Here is a 16,805-nt window from a genome sequence, read left to right as displayed (position 1 = left end):
TCATGGACTTTGATGACCAGTTGCGCCGCTATTTCGGCACTCCAGACCTTGCCCAGGTCACAACTTCCGCGATGCAGGCCGGCGTCGAGCGCATGGCCGTAGACCTCGGCATGGAGACGGACCGCGGCCGCCGCTTCGCGCTGTGGTCGCTGATGTATCTGCTTGGCGCCGCACCCGATCTCGACGTCGCCTTTAAGTCCCAGGAAGATCGCGAGGCCGCGCGTGACTTCATGGACATGATGGATCGCGCGAGCCGCGAATCAGGCGCGTAAGAACAGGCTTGCAAGCTCGACGTGGCTCGACCAGCGAAACTGCCCCACTGGCCTCAGTTCCACCAGGCGATAGCCGCCCGCGACGAGAGTCGCGGCGTCGCGTGCCCAGCTTGAGGGGTTGCACGAGATATAGACGACCCGCGACACCGTGCTTTCCGCAATGTGTCCGACCTGATCGCGTGCACCCGCGCGGGGCGGGTCGATCAAAACCGCAGAAAATCGATTAAGTTCATCGGCCTGCAAAGGGTTACGAAACAAGTCGCGATGCAGTGCGTGTACAGGCACTTGCGCCCGGCCGGCCGCAGCCTTGCAGGCAAGGTGGGCGTCTCGCGCCGCTTCGGCCGCCAGCACTTTGGTGCCTGGCTCCGCCAGCCCAAAGGCGAATGTGCCAAGGCCTGAGAACAAGTCAGCCACCGTGGCCGCCTCCGCGAGCCACTCGCGCGCTGCGCCGACCAGCACTGCTTCACCGTCCGCTGTCGCCTGGAGGAAAGCTCCGGACGGCAAGGGCACGCTCACGTTGCCGAGCCTTACCGTAGTGGGCTCGGGCTCCCAGACTGCCTCGGGCCCATAGCCCTGATCCAGCGTCAGGCGCGCCAGCCCCTGCGTGCGCGCGAAGGTCAACATCGCTTCAGTCGCGGCCAAGCCCTCGACCGTTATACCCTTGATACCGACGTCCACGCCTTGCTCTGCCAACGTCAGCTCGAGATCTGCGGCAAGACGGCCCGGCTGAGCTGCGAGCAAGCGCCGCAGCGGCGCGACCAGCGCGAACAGCTCCGGCGCGAGTACGTGGCACTCCTGCATATCGACGATGCGGTGCGAACCCGCCTCACGAAAGCCGAGCAGGATGCGCCCACCGGACCGTTGCGCGTGAAGAGTTGCCCTGCGCCGGCTGTTCGGCGGCGAGAGGTGCGGCGAGGCGATGGCCTCCGGCACGAGCCCTTGCCCGCTGGCTGCGTTGGCGACGCGCTCTGCCACGAACCGAGTGAGCGTCTCCTCGTCGAGATGCTGCAACTGACAGCCGCCGCAAGTGCCGAAATGGCGGCACGGCGGGACAGCATGGTGCGGTCCCGGCTCCAGAGTTCCGTCTGCGTGGACACGGTCTGCCGGCGCGGCGAACGGCACGTGCCGTCCACTCGCGGTGACACCATCGCCCTTTGCGGCGACACGGACGATTTCCTCTGCTGCGCTCACAAGCAGGTGGCGAACGCCTGAGGGATTGCCCCTGCGAGGTCGCTGGCGGTGAACGGCGCTGAGCAAAGGCGCGATGCCTCGGAGTGAAGCCAAAGTCCCTCGCAGGCAGCCTCGAAAGGCGCGCTGCCTGTCGCAAGACGGCTCGCGATGGCGCCGGCCAACACATCGCCGGTTCCCGCAGTAGAGAGCCAGCTTGTCGCCACGCCTGCGCAGGCGAGACGCCCATCTGGCGCTGCTACCACTGTGTCCGGTCCCTTGGAGACGATAATCATGCCGCTAGCTTGCGCGATCCTCCGGGCCCGCTCCGCCTTGCTGCCGCTCGCTTCGCAATCGAAGGCATGCTCCAGAGCCGCGAGTTCGCCTTCGTGAGGCGTTGCAATGACGGGCGCGGACCGCTCGCTCAGGTTGCGGGGTGAAAGCAGGACCAATGCATCTGCATCGACCACCGCCGGGATTTCCGCAGCGAGCGCCACCGCAATTCGCTCGCGCGCCCGCGCGTCGCGACCCAACCCGGGGCCGACAAGGACCGCGCCAATGCGCCCGTCCTCAAGCGCCTCGATCGGTGGTTCGGTGCTGAGCACGATGTCACTCGGCACGTGTCCGTCATGCTCGGAATAGAGCCGCACGTATCCCGCCCCGGCACCTTGCGCGGCCGTCGCGGCAAGAACCGCGGCGCCTGGCATCCGGCCTGCGACAATGGCGAGCAAGCCGCGCGTGTACTTGTGCGCGTTGGCAGCGGGCGCGCTCAGCTTTGGCCGTGCAATCGCTTGCGCCGCACCCGCCACAGGCTCGATACCGACACCAACCAGCTGCAGCGCGCCCATTATCCCGGCGGCGGACCTCAGGAAATGTGCGAACTTCCAGGCTCCGAGTGCAACCGTGAGTTCGAAGCTTGGCAGACCTCCGGCGAGCAGCATTCCGGTATCCGACTGCACCCCACTGGGAACATCGACAGCGATGCGGTGGTGATGGCTCGCTGCCAGGCGGGCGATCAGTGCTTCGTCGTCGGTCTGGAGAGGGCGAGTAAGGCCGCTGCCGAACAGGCAGTCCACAAAGACCTCCCCTCTTACCTCAGCCGCGCGCCCAAGCACCTCGCCGGAGAAAGCATCCCGAGCCTTGCGAGCGGCTGGCGTCTGCGGCTCGTAGGCAGCGACCACGATCACGTCCCCGCCGCGTTCGCGGATCGCCCGCGCCAGGACGTACCCGTCGCCTCCGTTATTCCCGGGACCGCACAGCACAGTGACGCGATGGCCTGCGGCGACACGCCAGACCCAGTCCGCGGCCCCGCGGCCAGCAAGATCCATCAGCGCCTCGACGCTGCTGCCGCTCGCGATCAGGGCTTCTTCCGCAGTGCGCATCTGCGCGACAGAAAGGATCTGGTGACTAGCGGGCATCAGTCTGCGCCGTCTTGATACTGGCTGGGAACATGTAGCGGTCTTCTCCCACGGCAACGGCCAGCTTGCCACCCTCGATCCTGGTCACGGCCTCCTCCGCTCCGTCCGCAACCACAAGGCCGCGACCGTCCGTCACGACTGCGAATCGGCGGAAGGCACCGTCGGGGTGGCGTACCACCAGGGCCAGCTTGCCGTCAGCCTTGGATCGGTCGACCGCGCAGACTTCTTCAAACTCCTGCGCGCCGCCGACGGCGCAGGCAATGCGTTCTTCGTCCGCCGCGACTTCGGCGGGCTCAGGAGAGCAGCCGGTCACCCCTGCGGAGACAGCAAGGACCAGCAGACCGGAGCGAGGCATCAACCGCGCTTAAGCTGCGAGACGTCGCGCACCGCACCGCGTGCAGCGCTGGTCGTCATCGCGGCATAGGCCTGCAGCGCCACCGAAACCTTGCGCGGGCGCGGATGCACGGGCTTCCATGCCGCGTCGCCCTTGGCCTCCATCGCTGCCCTGCGCTCACGCATCACCTCGTCGGTGATCGCCAGGTTGATGGTGCGATTGGGGATGTCGATCTCAATGGTATCCCCATTCTCGACAAGGCCGATCGCGCCGCCCTCGGCTGCTTCAGGAGAAGCGTGACCGATCGAGAGCCCCGACGTGCCGCCAGAGAACCGGCCATCGGTGATGAGGGCACAGGCCGCACCGAGGCCTTTCGATTTCAGGTAGCTGGTCGGGTAAAGCATTTCCTGCATGCCAGGGCCACCGCGCGGCCCTTCATAGCGGATGACGACAACGTCGCCAGCCTGCACCTGCCCGCCGAGGATGCCCGCCACGGCCGCGTCTTGGCTTTCGTAGACGCGCGCAGGACCAGTGAACTTCAGGATCTTTTCATCGACGCCAGCCGTCTTCACGATGCAGCCGTCGAGCGCGATGTTGCCCGACAGCACGGCGAGGCCGCCGTCCTGGCTGAAAGCGTGCTCGGCGGAACGGATAACGCCACCCTCCCGGTCGACGTCCAGTTCTTCCCACCGGCGCGACTGGCTAAAGGCCGTCTGCGTCGGCACGCCGCCCGGCGCCGCAGCGTAGAACTCGCGCACATCGGACGAAGGCTGGAGGGCAATATCCCACCGCGCGATGGCCTCGCCAATCGTCGGAGCATGAACGGTCGGCAAGTCGCGATTGATGAGGCCTGCCCGGTCAAGCTCGCCCAGGATTGCCATGATCCCGCCGGCGCGGTGGACGTCTTCCATATGTACGTCGGACTTGGCGGGCGCGACTTTCGACAGGCACGGAACCTTGCGGGATAGCCGGTCAATATCGGTCATCGTAAAGTCCACGCCTGCTTCGTGCGCGGCAGCGAGCAAGTGCAACACCGTGTTGGTCGAGCCACCCATCGCGATGTCCAGGCTCATGGCATTTTCGAATGCGCCGAAGCTCGCGACCGAGCGCGGCAGGACGCTTTCGTCGTCCTGCTCATAATAACGGTGGCACAAGTCCACGACGACCCGGCCTGCTTCCAGAAACAGCTTCTCGCGGTCAGCATGGGTTGCCAGCATCGAACCATTGCCGGGCAGCGAGAGCCCCAGCGCCTCGGTCAGGCAGTTCATCGAATTGGCGGTGAACATGCCCGAGCATGAGCCGCATGTCGGACACGCCGAGCGCTCGATCGCCTTCACATCCTCATCCGAGTAGGATTCGTCTGCAGCGGCCACCATGGCGTCGACAAGGTCAAGCGCGCGCTCCTTGCCTTTCAGGATCACCTTGCCTGCCTCCATCGGACCGCCAGAGACGAAAACAGCCGGGATGTTCAGCCGCAATGCCGCCATAAGCATGCCGGGCGTGATCTTGTCGCAATTCGAGATGCACACCATCGCGTCTGCGCAGTGCGCGCTGACCATGTATTCGACGCTATCGGCGATCAAGTCACGGCTGGGCAGCGAGTAGAGCATGCCGTCGTGCCCCATCGCGATCCCGTCGTCGACGGCGATCGTGTTGAACTCCTTGGCGACGCCGCCAGCCGCCTCGATCTCACGTGCGACAAGCTGGCCGAGGTCTTTCAAGTGGACGTGACCGGGCACGAACTGCGTGAAGGAGTTCACCACCGCGATGATCGGCTTGCCGAAATCGGAGTCCTTCATCCCCGTGGCACGCCACAGTCCGCGCGCGCCCGCCATGTTGCGGCCGTGAGTGGTAGTGCGGGAACGATAGGCAGGCATGGGACGGCTCCGGGAAGCGAACGCGATCTGTGCGAGTGAGCTATCCCCCTACCTTACACGGGCATTCAGTCGAAGCGGAAAATGGCCTTTCGTCATGGCTGTAGCGCCCGCAGCCGCAGCCAGGGCTTTCTTCATCTCAAGCGCAGCGCGACCTCGTTGGCGATACGCGCCAGCCGCTCGGCCCACAGCGCCTGGCCCTCCGCACCCCGGATCTGATCCTGCCGGACCTCGATGCCCAGATAAGGCCGGCCTTCCGCCTCGGCATGGCGGTTCATCGTCGCGTTGAGCAGCTTGCCGGAATAGGGCTGCTGATCACCTACTGTCAGCCCCTCGGCCGCCAGCAAGGGAATAGCGAGCCGCGCAGCGCGATCGTCTTCGTTATAGAGCACACCAACTTGCCATGGCCGCAACTGTGCGGGGTCGCTGGCCAGCTTCGGCGTGAAGCTGTGCAGCGAAAGGATCAGCGCCTGGGGAGTCCGGTCCAGCAGAGATGCAAGGCCCGTATGATAAGGTTCAAAATACTGGGTGATTCGTTCCGTACGCCCTTGTCGACACAGAGCATTACCTGGGATCGCATAGCCGTCGCTGGTCTCGGGCAGGATGCCCGGCGCATCGCAGTCGCGGTTGAAGTCGCACACGAGGCGGCTGACGTGCGCGAGATAGGCGGCGATGCCGGGGCGCACCATTCGTTCGGCCACGCCGGCGACGCCGATATCGATGGCGATGTGTTCGTTCAGCAGTTCAGGTGCGATGCCGAGATCGATGCCTTCGGGAACACGGTTGGAGGCATGATCGGCCACCACCAGTATGCCGCCGAAGCGCGGTTCGCCCAGCAGGCGTAAAACCTCGGATTGCAACGCCATACCTCCGTTTGCTCAGCGATCAGCGCAACTTGCCCGACATCTGCCACCACTGCTGATTTACGCGGGCGATCGCGGCTGCGGCTTCCGCGATCTGAGCCTCGTCTTCGTAGAGCGCGAAGCACGTCGCCCCAGAACCTGACATGCGCGCGAGGACCGGCGCGGTCTCGCGCAGCGCGGCGAGCACGTCACCAATCACGGGGCAGAGCGACAAGGCCGGTGCTTGCAGATCGTTGCGCCCTTCGAGAGCGATCGCTCTCACCGAGCCTGTCGGCATCGGGCCGCGATCGATGCCGTCCCACCCCTTGAATACAGGGCCTGTTGGCACGGGCGCACGCGGATTGACCAGAAGCACGCTCATCCCCGCAAGATCATTCTCGACCCGCTCGAGTTCGGTTCCGGTGCCCGTTCCGATACAGGCTTGCGAAAGCACGCATGCCGGCACATCGGCACCCAGCTTCGCAGCTCTTGCCTGCCAGTCCTGAGGCAAGCCATGCGCTCGCTCGACCATGCGGAACACGGCACCCGCATCGGCCGACCCGCCGCCCAGCCCCGCCGCGACCGGCAGGCACTTGTCGAGATCGACTGCCCAGCCCTTGCCATGCGGTAGACCGCTGAGGGCCTTGGCGACGACATTGCCGAACGGATCGGCAATCGCGGGCGCGAACTCGCCAAACGTTCGCAGCTGGTCGCGCTCCGCCTGCCGCGCGCTCAATCGGTCGCCCTGGTCCACGAACGCGAAAAGAGTCTCGAGTTCGTGATACCCGTCCTCCCGCCGCTTACGAACGTGAAGCGCGAGGTTGATCTTGGCGTAAGCCGTTTCGGTCAGCACGGTGGCTTGCCTGGATCAGATGCGCATCGTCACATGTTCGGGTAGTTGGGCCCGCCTCCGCCTTCAGGAGCAGTCCACTCGATCTGCTGTCCCGGATCCTTGATGTCGCATGTCTTGCAGTGGACGCAGTTCTGCGAATTGATCTGGAACCGCATGGCGCCGGTGTCCTCGTTCCGAACGTACTCGTAGACTCCCGCCGGGCAGTACCGCGTCGAGGGACCGGCATAGACCGGCAGCTCGGTTCGCAGCGGATAATCCGAGTCCTTGAGCACCAAGTGGACCGGCTGGTCTTCCTCGTGATTGGTGAAGGAGTACGAAACACTGGTCAGGCGATCGAAGCTGATGACGCCATCCGGCTTGGGATATTCGATCGGGCGGTAGTGATCTGCTCGATCAGTCGCCGACGCATCGGTGTGATGCTTCATTGGTTTGGCAATGCCGAAGCCGAACAGCGTACGCAGCCACATGTCGGCACCGGCGAGGATCGTCCCCATCTCGCCGCCCCACTTCGCTACGAGCGGCTCTGCGTTCTGAACCAGCTTGAGCTCCTTGGCGATCCAGCTTTCGCGAACCGCGGTGTCGTACTCGTCCAGGCTGTCCTGCTCCCGACCTGACTTGATCGCGGCGGCAATGGCCTCCGCGGCAAGCATGCCGCTCTTCATCGCAGTGTGCGTACCCTTGATGCGAGGCACGTTGACGAAACCGGCAGAGCAGCCCGCCAGCACACCGCCGGGGAATGCCAGCTTCGGCACCGACTGCCAGCCGCCCTCGTTGATCACGCGCGCACCGTAAGCGACGCGCTTGCCGCCTTCGAGCATGGCACGGATGTCCGGGTGCTGCTTCCAGCGCTGAAACTCCTCGAACGGGTACACGTAGGGGTTCTTGTAATCGAGCGCAGTGACGAAGCCGAGCGCAACCTGGTTATTCGCCTGATGGTAAAGAAAGCCGCCGCCCCAGCTGTCGCTTTCCGACATCGGCCAGCCCTGCGTGTGGATGACGCGCCCGGGCACGTGCTTGTCGGGATCGATGTCCCACAGCTCCTTGATGCCCAGGCCGTAGATCTGCGGCTGACAATCCGCCTCAAGGTTGAACTGGGCCTTCAGCCGCTTGGTCAGGTGGCCACGCGCACCTTCACAGAACACGGTGTACTTACCGAGCAGTTCCATACCCGGCTCGAAGTCAGGCTTCTTGTTGCCTTCGCGATCGATTCCCATGACGCCGGCGACGACGCCGCGAACCGCCCCGCTTTCATCGAAGAGAACTTCGGACGCCGAGAAGCCGGGAAACACCTCAACCTCAAGCGCTTCGGCCTGCTCTGCCAGCCAGCGGCACAGATTACCCAGCGACCCCGTGTAGTTGCCGTCGTTCGACATGAACGGCGGCATGATGATGTGAGGCATCGCGTACTTCTTGCCACGGGTGAGGTGCCAGTGCCAGTTATCGGTAACCGGCGTCTCCGCCATCGGGCAGCCGTCCTCGCGCCACGTCGGCAGCAGTTCATCCAGAGACTTGGGGTCGACCACTGCGCCCGAAAGAATGTGCGCGCCGATCTCCGAGCCCTTCTCGAGCACCACTACGCTGAGTTCAGGATCCACCTGCTTGAGCCGGATCGCCGTGGATAGCCCCGCAGGTCCGCCGCCGACGATGACGACGTCATAGGGCATCGATTCGCGTTCACTCATGGCTTCCGGTCCCCGCCTCTGCTTTTCAATCGCGCGATTAACTGTCGGAATGCCTTGATTGGTGGAGTGCGGCAGGTCAAGACCCGAGACATGGAGATCGGGACAAATCCGGATTACGACCAAGCCTTTACCGCCGCGCTCGACTGGTGGCGGGAAGCGGGAGTCGATTCGGCTTTCGTCGACACACCGCGCTCATGGCTGCCTGAACCAGAGGAACCGAAGGGGCCCGCTGCCAAGGCTCAGGGAACGCGCCAGCTTGCGCCTGCGGCCGAACCTGTCGCCCCTCCCCCCCTGCTCCTGCCCGACGATCTAGAGAGCTTTCGGACGTGGTGGATGACAGCGCCCGAGCTCGACCATGGGGGCACGGCCGGACGGATCACTCCGCGCGGCAGCGTGAACCCGGCTTTGATGGTGCTGGCGACGACTCCCGAAGGCGGCGATCGGGATCAGCTCCTGTCAGGACCGGAAGGTCACATGCTGGATGCATTCCTACATTCGGCCGGACTGAACGAGGCCGATGTTTATCGTGCCAGCGTATTGCCCTGCCATTCTCCGGGCGCGGACTGGTCACCAGAAGCGAACCGAGTCCCGACCGAAGCACTGATGCGGCACATCGCTCTGGTACGTCCGCAGCGCCTTCTGGTGCTTGGTTTCGTCGTCCTGCCGCTACTTGGCCACGGCTCGCCTCAAGGCCCTGCAGTTTCAGACCTTTTTAACCATGAAGGGTCACCGATACCAATGCTGGCAGTGCGAAGAATACCGGCGGCAGCCTCGCAGCCCCGCTGGAAGGCTGCACTGTGGCAGGCATGGCTGGATTGGACGGCCTAACCGTCGTAACAGCCGCATCGGCTGAGGATCAGACAGGGACCGGGGTGAAATCTTGAATAAAGCTGGCAAGATTGGACTGCTCGCCGTCGTGGGCGCCGCTTCGCTTACGGCAACGCCTGTGCTCGCGAACAGTGCTGCGGTAGATTACTTCCGCTCACGCGCGGACAGCACTGCGGTTCCCTCGCTGCTCAGCCATGACGAGCGTGAGTATTACCGGAACTTGTTTGGTGCGATCGACGGCAAGGACTGGTCACGCGTCCAGCAGCTCTTCGCCGAGCGCGGCGACGGTCCGCTGCACCAGCAAGCGCGCGCGGAATACTATCTCGCCGCCGGCTCTCCCAAGATCGAGCTGCCCGACCTGCAGGCGTGGCTTGCAAGCGGAACCGAGTTGCCTGGCGCCGACCAGATCGGGCGGCTCGCCCTGAAGCGCGGCGCCTCGGCCTTGCCCAGGATGCCAGCGGAGCGCCAGTTTGCTCGCCTCCCTTCCTTGCCCAAGCGAATCAAGCCTGCTGCGATCAACGACGGCACCATGCCAGCGGCCGTCTCGAATGGTATTCTAGACCGTATCAAGGCAGACGACCCGATGGGCGCACGCGTCCTGCTGGATGGGATCGACGGCGCGCTTAGCCCGTCGGCTCGTGCCGAATGGCGTCAACGCGTGAGCTGGAGCTTCTACATCGCCAACCAGGACGCGTCGGCTTACGAGATGGCGCAACTTGCCGCGCAAGGCATCGGCCCATGGGTAGGCGAAGCCTGGTGGACAGGCGGCCTGGCTGCCTGGCGCCTGGGCGATTGCGACGGCGCGGCGGACGCATTCAAGAACGCTGCGGCTCGCTCCGAGAACGCGGAACTGACTTCCGCCGCCTACTATTGGCAGAGTCGTGCGCTCGTCCGCTGCCGAAAGCCGGAGCAAGCCGCCGCGATCCTGCGCAAGGCCGCAGCGCGCGACGAAACCCTCTATGGCATGCTGGCAGCCGAACAGCTCGGCGTGCGCTTGCCCGAGCAGCACGCCGCTCCTGACTTCACGCAGAACGACTGGCAGCACCTGCGCAACCGCAACAATATCCGTGTGGCTGTCGCGCTGAACGAAATCGGCCAGGACGGCCTCGCGGACGAGGTTCTGCGCCATCAGGCGAAGATCGGATCTCCGACGGAGTTCGAGCCACTGACGCGCCTGGCCCGGGACCTCGGACTTCCCAAGACGCAGTTGTGGATGGCCTACAACGCTCCGCGCGGCGGCAAGCCGGCGCCCGCAACGCGCTTTCCGACGCCGAAGTGGACTCCTGCAGGGGGCTGGCAAGTGGACCCGGCGCTGGTCTATGCCCACGTGCTGCAGGAATCGGTCTTCCAGACGAGCGTCGTCAGCCCGGCGGGTGCGCGCGGTCTGATGCAGATCATGCCGGCTGCGGCGCAGGATCATGCGGGACGGCTGGGGTTCAGTGGCTCGGCGAGCGACCTCAACAAGCCGGAAGTCAACCTCGCTTTCGGCCAGCGCCATCTGCAGATGCTGAAGGGCAACAGCGGCACGCAAGGCCTGCTCCCGAAAGTCATGGCGGCGTACAACGCAGGCGTGGCGCCGGTCTCGCGGTGGAACAGCGAAGTGCGCGACCAGGGCGATCCCCTGCTGTGGATAGAATCGCTCCCCTATTGGGAGACGCGGGGCTACGTGAACATCGTCACGCGCAACTACTGGATGTACGAGCGGCAAGCTGGCGGCGCGTCGGAGAGCCGAGAGGCTCTGGCGCAGGGCATGTGGCCGACGTTCCCGGGTCTGGGAAGCGCCAAGGGCGTGCGCTTGTCGGCGAACGGAGCGGTCCTGCGTGGCCATTGATCCCTCACGCACGTTCAAGCCGATCCAGATCGCGCTGCTCACCGTCTCTGACACGCGCGGCCCCGACGAGGACACCTCGGGCGACATCCTGGCCGAGCGGATCAAGAGTGCCGGCCACAAGCTGACCGCGCGTGCGATCGAAAAGGACGACGTCCAGCGCCTCGTCACCCGGCTCAACAACTGGATCGACGACAGCACAGTCGACGCGGTCGTCATCACCGGCGGTACCGGCCTCACCGGCCGGGACGTGACCCCTGAGGCGCTCGACCGCGTCAAGGAAAAGAACATCCCCGGCTTTGGTGAGCTGTTCCGGTGGCTCAGCTACAAGACCATCGGCACATCCACAGTCCAGTCGCGCGCCTGCGCCGTCCTCTCGCGCGGCACATACATCTTCGCGCTGCCCGGCTCGAACGGAGCGGTAAAGGATGGCTGGGATGGGATCCTTGCCGAACAGCTCGACAGCCGCAATCGACCCTGCAACTTCGTCGAGCTGATGCCCCGGTTGCGCGAAGTCTGAGCCGCGAACTGCCTCCTGCGGCTTAATGCTGCACTGGCCGCCTGGGCGCGGGCGCTTGCCACTTCGTTCTATTTATGTTCTCATGCCAGCATGGCATCGCTGATTCCATCGAAAGGCCGCGGGGCCTGCTCTTCGCAGGCGCCAACCCGGCTCGGCCTACCATCCCGCGACGCTGACGGTGACTGGCTGGATGTGCACGACCTTGTCGATGGACCTGTGGACAAGCTGCGGACAACCGTCACGCTGGAGAACCCGAAGACCATCATCAGCTTCAACCGCTCGCCTGACATTCCCTTCGACCGCTCGATCAATGCCTACCGCGGCTGTGAACATGGGTGCATTTACTGCTTCGCCCGCCCGACCCACGCCTTTCACGATCTCTCGCCCGGCCTCGATTTCGAGACCAAGCTCTTCGCCAAGCCCACGGCAGCGAAGCTGCTGCGCGAGACCCTGGCGAAACCCGGTTATCGGCCCGAGCCTATCGCCATGGGGACCAACACGGACCCCTACCAGCCCATCGAAGCCCGCTACCTCATCACCCGGGAGCTGCTCGAAACCTGCCTGGAAGCCCGGCATCCCGTCACCATCACGACCAAGTCCGATCGCGTCGTGCGCGATCTGGACCTGCTCACCGCGTTGGCGGCACGCAATCTGGTGGCGGTCGGCATCTCGGTGACGAGTCTCGACGCCAAGCTATCGCGGCTGCTTGAGCCGCGTGCGGCCTCTCCGGCCAAGCGGCTTGACGCTCTAGGCGCGCTGACGGACGCCGGGGTACCGTGCCACGTCTCGGTCGCTCCGGTCATCCCGTCGATCACGGACTCGGACCTCGAAGGCATTCTCGCGCAAGCGGCTGCCCGCGGCGTGTCGGCAGCCACCTGGATCATCGTGCGCCTTCCCCACGAAGTCGCGCCGCTGTTCCGGGAGTGGCTGGAAACGCATTTCCCCGAGCGTGCGGGCAAAGTGATGGCGACCATCCAGTCGATCCGGGGCGGGCGCGACAACGATCCGCGCTTCGGCAAGCGGATGCGGCCCGAGGGTGTCTGGGCGGACTTGTACCGAAGGCGCGTTCGGCTCGCCATGCAGCGTCACGGGATGGGCAGGCCGGACATCTTCCTTGATTGCTCGCAGTTTCGTCCCCCATCGGCACATGGCCAACTGTCCCTTTTTTGAACACGAGAGTGACAGCGATACCGCAGCAACTCCACGAATACTTGCGCGTTCTGCCGCTTGACTTAGATCAAGAGGAGGACACCATGGTCGAAGAACGGATCACCACTACCGACAGCACTGGCGCGCCGACGAGCCACACGACCGTCATTCGCGACGAGCCGCGGCGCAGCGGCGGCGGCGCCACGATGCTGCTGGCGATCGCGCTGATCGTCCCCGTGATCGCCGGCATCTATCTTTTCAGTCAGTCGACCTCGAGCGAGGCGGCCAAGGACAACGCGATCGCCGGCGCGGCGAGCAGCGTCGGCGATGCCGCCGAGCAAGTCGGCGCCGCTGCTGAAAGCGCAGCTGGCAGCGTCACCAAAGACTAAGTGCCCGCGCCGGACCGCAGCATCACACCGCGGTCCGGATCAGGCGACCAGCCGCAAGTGATCGCCGCCCCGTCGCGCGGTGAGCGAGATATCCGACAGGCCCTGCACTTGGGCGAGCTGCTCGGCGAAGTCGCCATCGAGCGCGAAGTCGCGGCCTAGCCGGACCTTCTGGTAGAGCCCTTCGCCAAGCCGCAGCCGCGCGATCACTTCGCCGCAGCCCTTCGCGCCGGGCCGCATCAGCAAGGCCAGTTCCTGGATCGCCTCGACCCGATCGATGTCGAGCGTCAGCACCATCCGCGCGTCGGCTTTCACTTCTGCCAGTGGCCGAGCACCGCGCACGGTTACGCGCGGCGGTTCGTCGGCGCTGGGGCTGTCGAGCTCGACGTTCAGGAGCACGCAAGTGCCCTCCTTGGCCCAACGCACGAAGCTGTCGACCAGGCTTTCCTCGAAGCAGGACGCGCTGAACTGGCCGGACTGGTCCGAGAAATCAGCCATCACGAAGTCCTTGCCCTTGCGAGTCTTGCGCTTCTGCACGTTCTCCACCAGCGCGGCCATCACAGCCGCCGTCCGGCCCGTCGCGCCGCCGACAATCAGACTGGCATGCGTGCGCGCGCCATTCGCGGAGGCGACCATGCGCCACTGCTCGACCGGGTGCGCCGCGAAGTAGAAGCCGAAGTTCTCGCGCTCCTTCGCCATCTGATCCTGACGGCTCCAGGGGGGGCAATCGACCAGGCGCAGCGCCTGCTCCTCGTGCCCTTCCCCGCCGAACAGCCCGCCTTGGTTGCTCGTGCGCTCACGGGAGGAGCGATCGGCCTCCGCCAGCAGCGTGTCGGCGTTGGCCAGCACTTTGGCACGGTTCGGCTCCAGGCTGTCGAAACCGCCCGCCGCAGCAAGGCTCTCCAGCTGGCGCCGGTTCATCGAGCCTGCCGGCGCGCGACGGAATACGTCGTCCAGCGAGACGAACTTGCCGTTGGCCTCGCGCTCCGCGACGATGGCGTCCATCGCCTTTTCGCCGACGTTGCGGATGCCTGCCAGTGCATAACGAACAGCGTGGCTGTCGGGCGTTTCCTCCACCGTGAACTCGGCTTCCGACATGTTGATATCCGGCGCCGCCAGTTCGATGCCGTTCCTGCGCATGTCGTCCACGAAGACTGCGAGCTTTTCCGACTGGTGCATGTCGAAGCACATCGATGCCGCGTAGAATTCGTGGGGGTAATGCGCCTTGAGCCAGGCGGTGTGGTAGGCCAGCAGCGCGTAAGCGGCAGCGTGCGACTTGTTGAAGCCGTAGCCGGCGAACTTGTCGATCAAGTCGAACAGCTCGTTGGCCTTGGCCGCGTCGATGCCGGAGACGCGCTTGCAGCCGTCGACGAAGCGCTGGCGTTGCGCGTCCATCTCGGCCTGGACCTTCTTGCCCATCGCGCGGCGCAGCAAGTCGGCGTCGCCCAGCGAATAGCCCGCCAGGATCTGCGCGGCCTGCATGACCTGCTCCTGATAGACGAAGATCCCGTACGTTTCACCAAGGATCACCGCGAGCTTCTCGTGCGGGTACTCGATTGCTTCCAGGCCGTTCTTGCGCCGGCCGAACAGCGGGATGTTGTCCATCGGGCCCGGTCGATAGAGCGAGACGAGTGCGATGATGTCGCCGAAGTTGGTTGGCTTCACTGCCGCCAGCGTGCGGCGCATGCCTTCCGATTCCAGCTGGAACACGCCGACCGTATCGCCGCGCTTCAGCAACTCGTAGACCCCGACATCGTCCCAGGGCAGCGTCGACAAGTCGATGTGGATGCCGCGTCGTGCCAGCAGGTCGGTCGCCTTACGGAGCACGGACAGAGTCTTCAGGCCGAGGAAGTCGAACTTCACCAGGCCCGAGTCCTCGACATACTTCATGTCGAACTGGGTGACCGGCATGTCCGAGCGGGGATCGCAGTAGAGCGGCACCAGCTGCGCCAGCGGACGATCGCCTATCACCACGCCGGCAGCGTGAGTCGAGGAATTGCGCGGCAAGCCTTCCAGCTGCGTGGCCAGATCGACCAGGCGCTTCACTTCGTTGTCGTTATCGTACTCACGGCGGAACTCGACCGCGCCATTGAGCGCGCGCTCCAGCGTCCATGGGTCGGTTGGATGGTTCGGCACCATCTTGCACAGCGAGTCCACGCGCCCGTAGCTCATCTGCAGGATGCGCCCGCAGTCGCGAAGCACCGCACGGGCCTTCATCTTACCGAACGTGATGATCTGCGCGACATGGTCATGGCCATATTTGGCCTGCACGTAGCGGATCACCTCGCCGCGACGGGTTTCGCAAAAGTCGATGTCGAAGTCCGGCATCGAGACGCGCTCGGGATTGAGGAAGCGTTCGAACAGGAGCCCCAGCCTCAGTGGGTCGAGGTCGGTGATGGTGAGTGCCCAGGCGACCAGTGATCCCGCACCCGACCCACGCCCCGGGCCCACGGGAATGCCGTTGTCCTTGGCCCACTTGATGAAGTCGGCAACGATCAGGAAGTAGCCGGGGAAACCCATCCTGATGATGATGCCAGTCTCGAAATCCAGGCGGTTCGCATACTCCAGGAACTCCTCCGGCACGCTTTGCGGCTGCAGCTTGTCCTGCCATGCCGCGCGGCGCTCATCTTCCGGAAGTGCGAGAACCGCGTCCAAGTCCTCCAGCGTCGTCTCTGGCCAGTAGGGCGCCAGCCTTTGCGCCAGCCCGCGCTGTGCATCGCGCACAAGCATTCGCTCCTCGCCTTCCTTGTCGCCGGCAAGGCTGGGCAAGATCGGCTTGCGCTTGGGCGGTGCAAAGGCGCAGCGCTGCGCCACGACGAGCGTGTTCGCCATCGCCTCGGGCAAGTCTGAGAACATGTCCGCCATCATGTCCGCAGGTTTGACCCACCGCTCCTGCGAAGAGCGCGGACGATCAGGCGCGTCGACATGCGTGGAGTTGGCGATGCACAGCATCGCATCGTGCGCGGCGTAGAAGTGCTTCTCCGCAAACTGCGCCGGGTTGGTTGCCACCAGCGGCAAGTCGCGCGCGTAGGCCAGATCGATAAGCGCATCCTCGGCAGCATCCTCTACCCCATCATCGCTGCGGGCGACTTCGATGTAGAGACGGCCGGGAAAGAGGTTCTCCAGCCTTTGGCAGTACTGTGCGGCAGCCTGCCGCCGATCATTCGCCAACAACCGGGCCAGAGCGCCCTCGCCAGCGCCCGTCAGGCAGATCAAGCCCTCGGCATGACCCTCAAGGTCGGTGATCTCAACGTGCGGGTCGCGCTCCAGGGGACGGCCCAAATGCGCGCGGCTGACCAGATGGCACAAGTTGTTCCAGCCGGTTTCGTTTTGCGCGAAGAGTGCCAGCCAATCGATAGGGGCTTCGCTGCTCTGACTTGCCGCATCAGGCCGGACCACGGCCAGGAAGGTGCCGATGATCGGCTGCACACCGGCTGCGCGGCAAGCCGAAGCGAAGGCCACGGAGCCATATAGCCCATTGCGATCACAGATCGCGATGGCCGGAAACTTGCGTTCCTTGGCGAGCTTGGCGATCGCTTTGGGGTCGATTGCGCCCTCAAGCATGGTGAAGCTCGAGAAAATTCTGAGAGGTACAAAGTGCGCGAAAGACATGGTTCGACTGTGGAGCCAGCCACCCGTCCAATCAATAAGC

General features: G+C 64.8%; 14 protein-coding genes. 6 read left to right on the top strand and 8 right to left on the bottom strand.

The features are described 5' to 3' along the window. The first annotated feature begins 2 nt into the window (after window positions 1-2). Window positions 3-272, top strand: a complete 270-nt coding sequence (locus tag ABVV53_RS14135; RefSeq protein WP_353985068.1) for a hypothetical protein — start codon at window positions 3-5, stop codon at window positions 270-272. On the opposite strand, the gene ABVV53_RS14130 is transcribed toward ABVV53_RS14135, so the two are convergent. The 7 genes from ABVV53_RS14130 to ABVV53_RS14100 all read right to left on the bottom strand — a co-directional run bounded on the left by ABVV53_RS14130 (window position 261) and on the right by ABVV53_RS14100 (window position 8,442). Next, complete coding sequence (locus tag ABVV53_RS14130; protein ID WP_353985067.1) at window positions 261-1,463, bottom strand: class I SAM-dependent RNA methyltransferase; 1,203 nt, start codon at window positions 1,461-1,463, stop codon at window positions 261-263. The genes ABVV53_RS14135 and ABVV53_RS14130 overlap by 12 nt on opposite strands. Continuing rightward, window positions 1,460-2,857 carry an NAD(P)H-hydrate dehydratase gene (locus tag ABVV53_RS14125; RefSeq protein WP_353985066.1) on the bottom strand — a complete coding sequence of 466 codons (1,398 nt, stop codon included), beginning with the start codon at window positions 2,855-2,857 and terminating at the stop codon, window positions 1,460-1,462. Before ABVV53_RS14125 ends, ABVV53_RS14130 begins: the two co-directional genes overlap by 4 nt. Further along, window positions 2,847-3,212 (bottom strand): hypothetical protein, encoded by a 366-nt coding sequence (locus ABVV53_RS14120; RefSeq protein ID WP_353985065.1) that lies wholly within the window; start codon window positions 3,210-3,212, stop codon window positions 2,847-2,849. The genes ABVV53_RS14125 and ABVV53_RS14120 overlap by 11 nt, the downstream gene beginning before the upstream one ends. After that, window positions 3,212-5,068 carry a dihydroxy-acid dehydratase gene (gene ilvD / locus ABVV53_RS14115; RefSeq protein ID WP_353985064.1) on the bottom strand — a complete coding sequence of 619 codons (1,857 nt, stop codon included), beginning with the start codon at window positions 5,066-5,068 and terminating at the stop codon, window positions 3,212-3,214. The genes ABVV53_RS14120 and ilvD overlap by 1 nt, the downstream gene beginning before the upstream one ends. Before the next feature lie 131 nt (window positions 5,069-5,199). After that, window positions 5,200-5,931, bottom strand: a complete 732-nt coding sequence (locus ABVV53_RS14110; RefSeq protein WP_353985063.1) for an N-formylglutamate amidohydrolase — start codon at window positions 5,929-5,931, stop codon at window positions 5,200-5,202. 19 nt (window positions 5,932-5,950) lie between these two features. Next, on the bottom strand, window positions 5,951-6,757 hold the full coding sequence (locus ABVV53_RS14105; protein WP_353985301.1) for a 4-(cytidine 5'-diphospho)-2-C-methyl-D-erythritol kinase: 807 nt from the start codon (window positions 6,755-6,757) through the stop codon (window positions 5,951-5,953). Between the two features lie 32 nt (window positions 6,758-6,789). Further along, entirely contained in the window at window positions 6,790-8,442 is a 1,653-nt protein-coding gene (locus ABVV53_RS14100; protein ID WP_353985062.1) for an electron transfer flavoprotein-ubiquinone oxidoreductase, read from the bottom strand. A 90-nt stretch (window positions 8,443-8,532) separates the two neighbouring features. Here ABVV53_RS14100 and ABVV53_RS14095 point away from each other — a divergent pair, with 90 nt between their 5' ends. The 5 genes from ABVV53_RS14095 (at window position 8,533) to ABVV53_RS14075 (ending at window position 13,156) form a co-directional block, all read left to right on the top strand. Beyond that, complete coding sequence (locus tag ABVV53_RS14095; protein WP_353985061.1) at window positions 8,533-9,270, top strand: uracil-DNA glycosylase family protein; 738 nt, start codon at window positions 8,533-8,535, stop codon at window positions 9,268-9,270. A gap of 52 nt (window positions 9,271-9,322) precedes the next feature. Further along, window positions 9,323-11,101, top strand: a complete 1,779-nt coding sequence (locus ABVV53_RS14090) for a lytic transglycosylase domain-containing protein (protein ID WP_353985060.1) — start codon at window positions 9,323-9,325, stop codon at window positions 11,099-11,101. Next, window positions 11,091-11,618, top strand: coding sequence for a molybdenum cofactor biosynthesis protein B (gene moaB / locus ABVV53_RS14085; protein WP_353985059.1), 528 nt, complete (start codon window positions 11,091-11,093; stop codon window positions 11,616-11,618). Before ABVV53_RS14090 ends, moaB begins: the two co-directional genes overlap by 11 nt. A 90-nt stretch (window positions 11,619-11,708) precedes the next feature. Then, window positions 11,709-12,788 carry a PA0069 family radical SAM protein gene (locus ABVV53_RS14080; RefSeq protein ID WP_353985058.1) on the top strand — a complete coding sequence of 360 codons (1,080 nt, stop codon included), beginning with the start codon at window positions 11,709-11,711 and terminating at the stop codon, window positions 12,786-12,788. A gap of 83 nt (window positions 12,789-12,871) precedes the next feature. Next, on the top strand, window positions 12,872-13,156 hold the full coding sequence (locus tag ABVV53_RS14075) for a hypothetical protein (protein ID WP_353985057.1): 285 nt from the start codon (window positions 12,872-12,874) through the stop codon (window positions 13,154-13,156). A gap of 39 nt (window positions 13,157-13,195) precedes the next feature. Here the strand turns inward: ABVV53_RS14075 and dnaE are convergent, their stop codons facing one another. Continuing rightward, window positions 13,196-16,765 carry a DNA polymerase III subunit alpha gene (gene dnaE, locus ABVV53_RS14070; protein WP_353985056.1) on the bottom strand — a complete coding sequence of 1,190 codons (3,570 nt, stop codon included), beginning with the start codon at window positions 16,763-16,765 and terminating at the stop codon, window positions 13,196-13,198. Window positions 16,766-16,805: the final 40 nt, after the last annotated feature.

This window comes from Novosphingobium kalidii, assembly GCF_040534015.1.
GTDB lineage: Bacteria > Pseudomonadota > Alphaproteobacteria > Sphingomonadales > Sphingomonadaceae > Novosphingobium > Novosphingobium kalidii.
The sequence above is the reverse complement of the archived record's forward strand: the minus strand, read 5'-3'. Positions and strand labels throughout refer to the sequence as shown.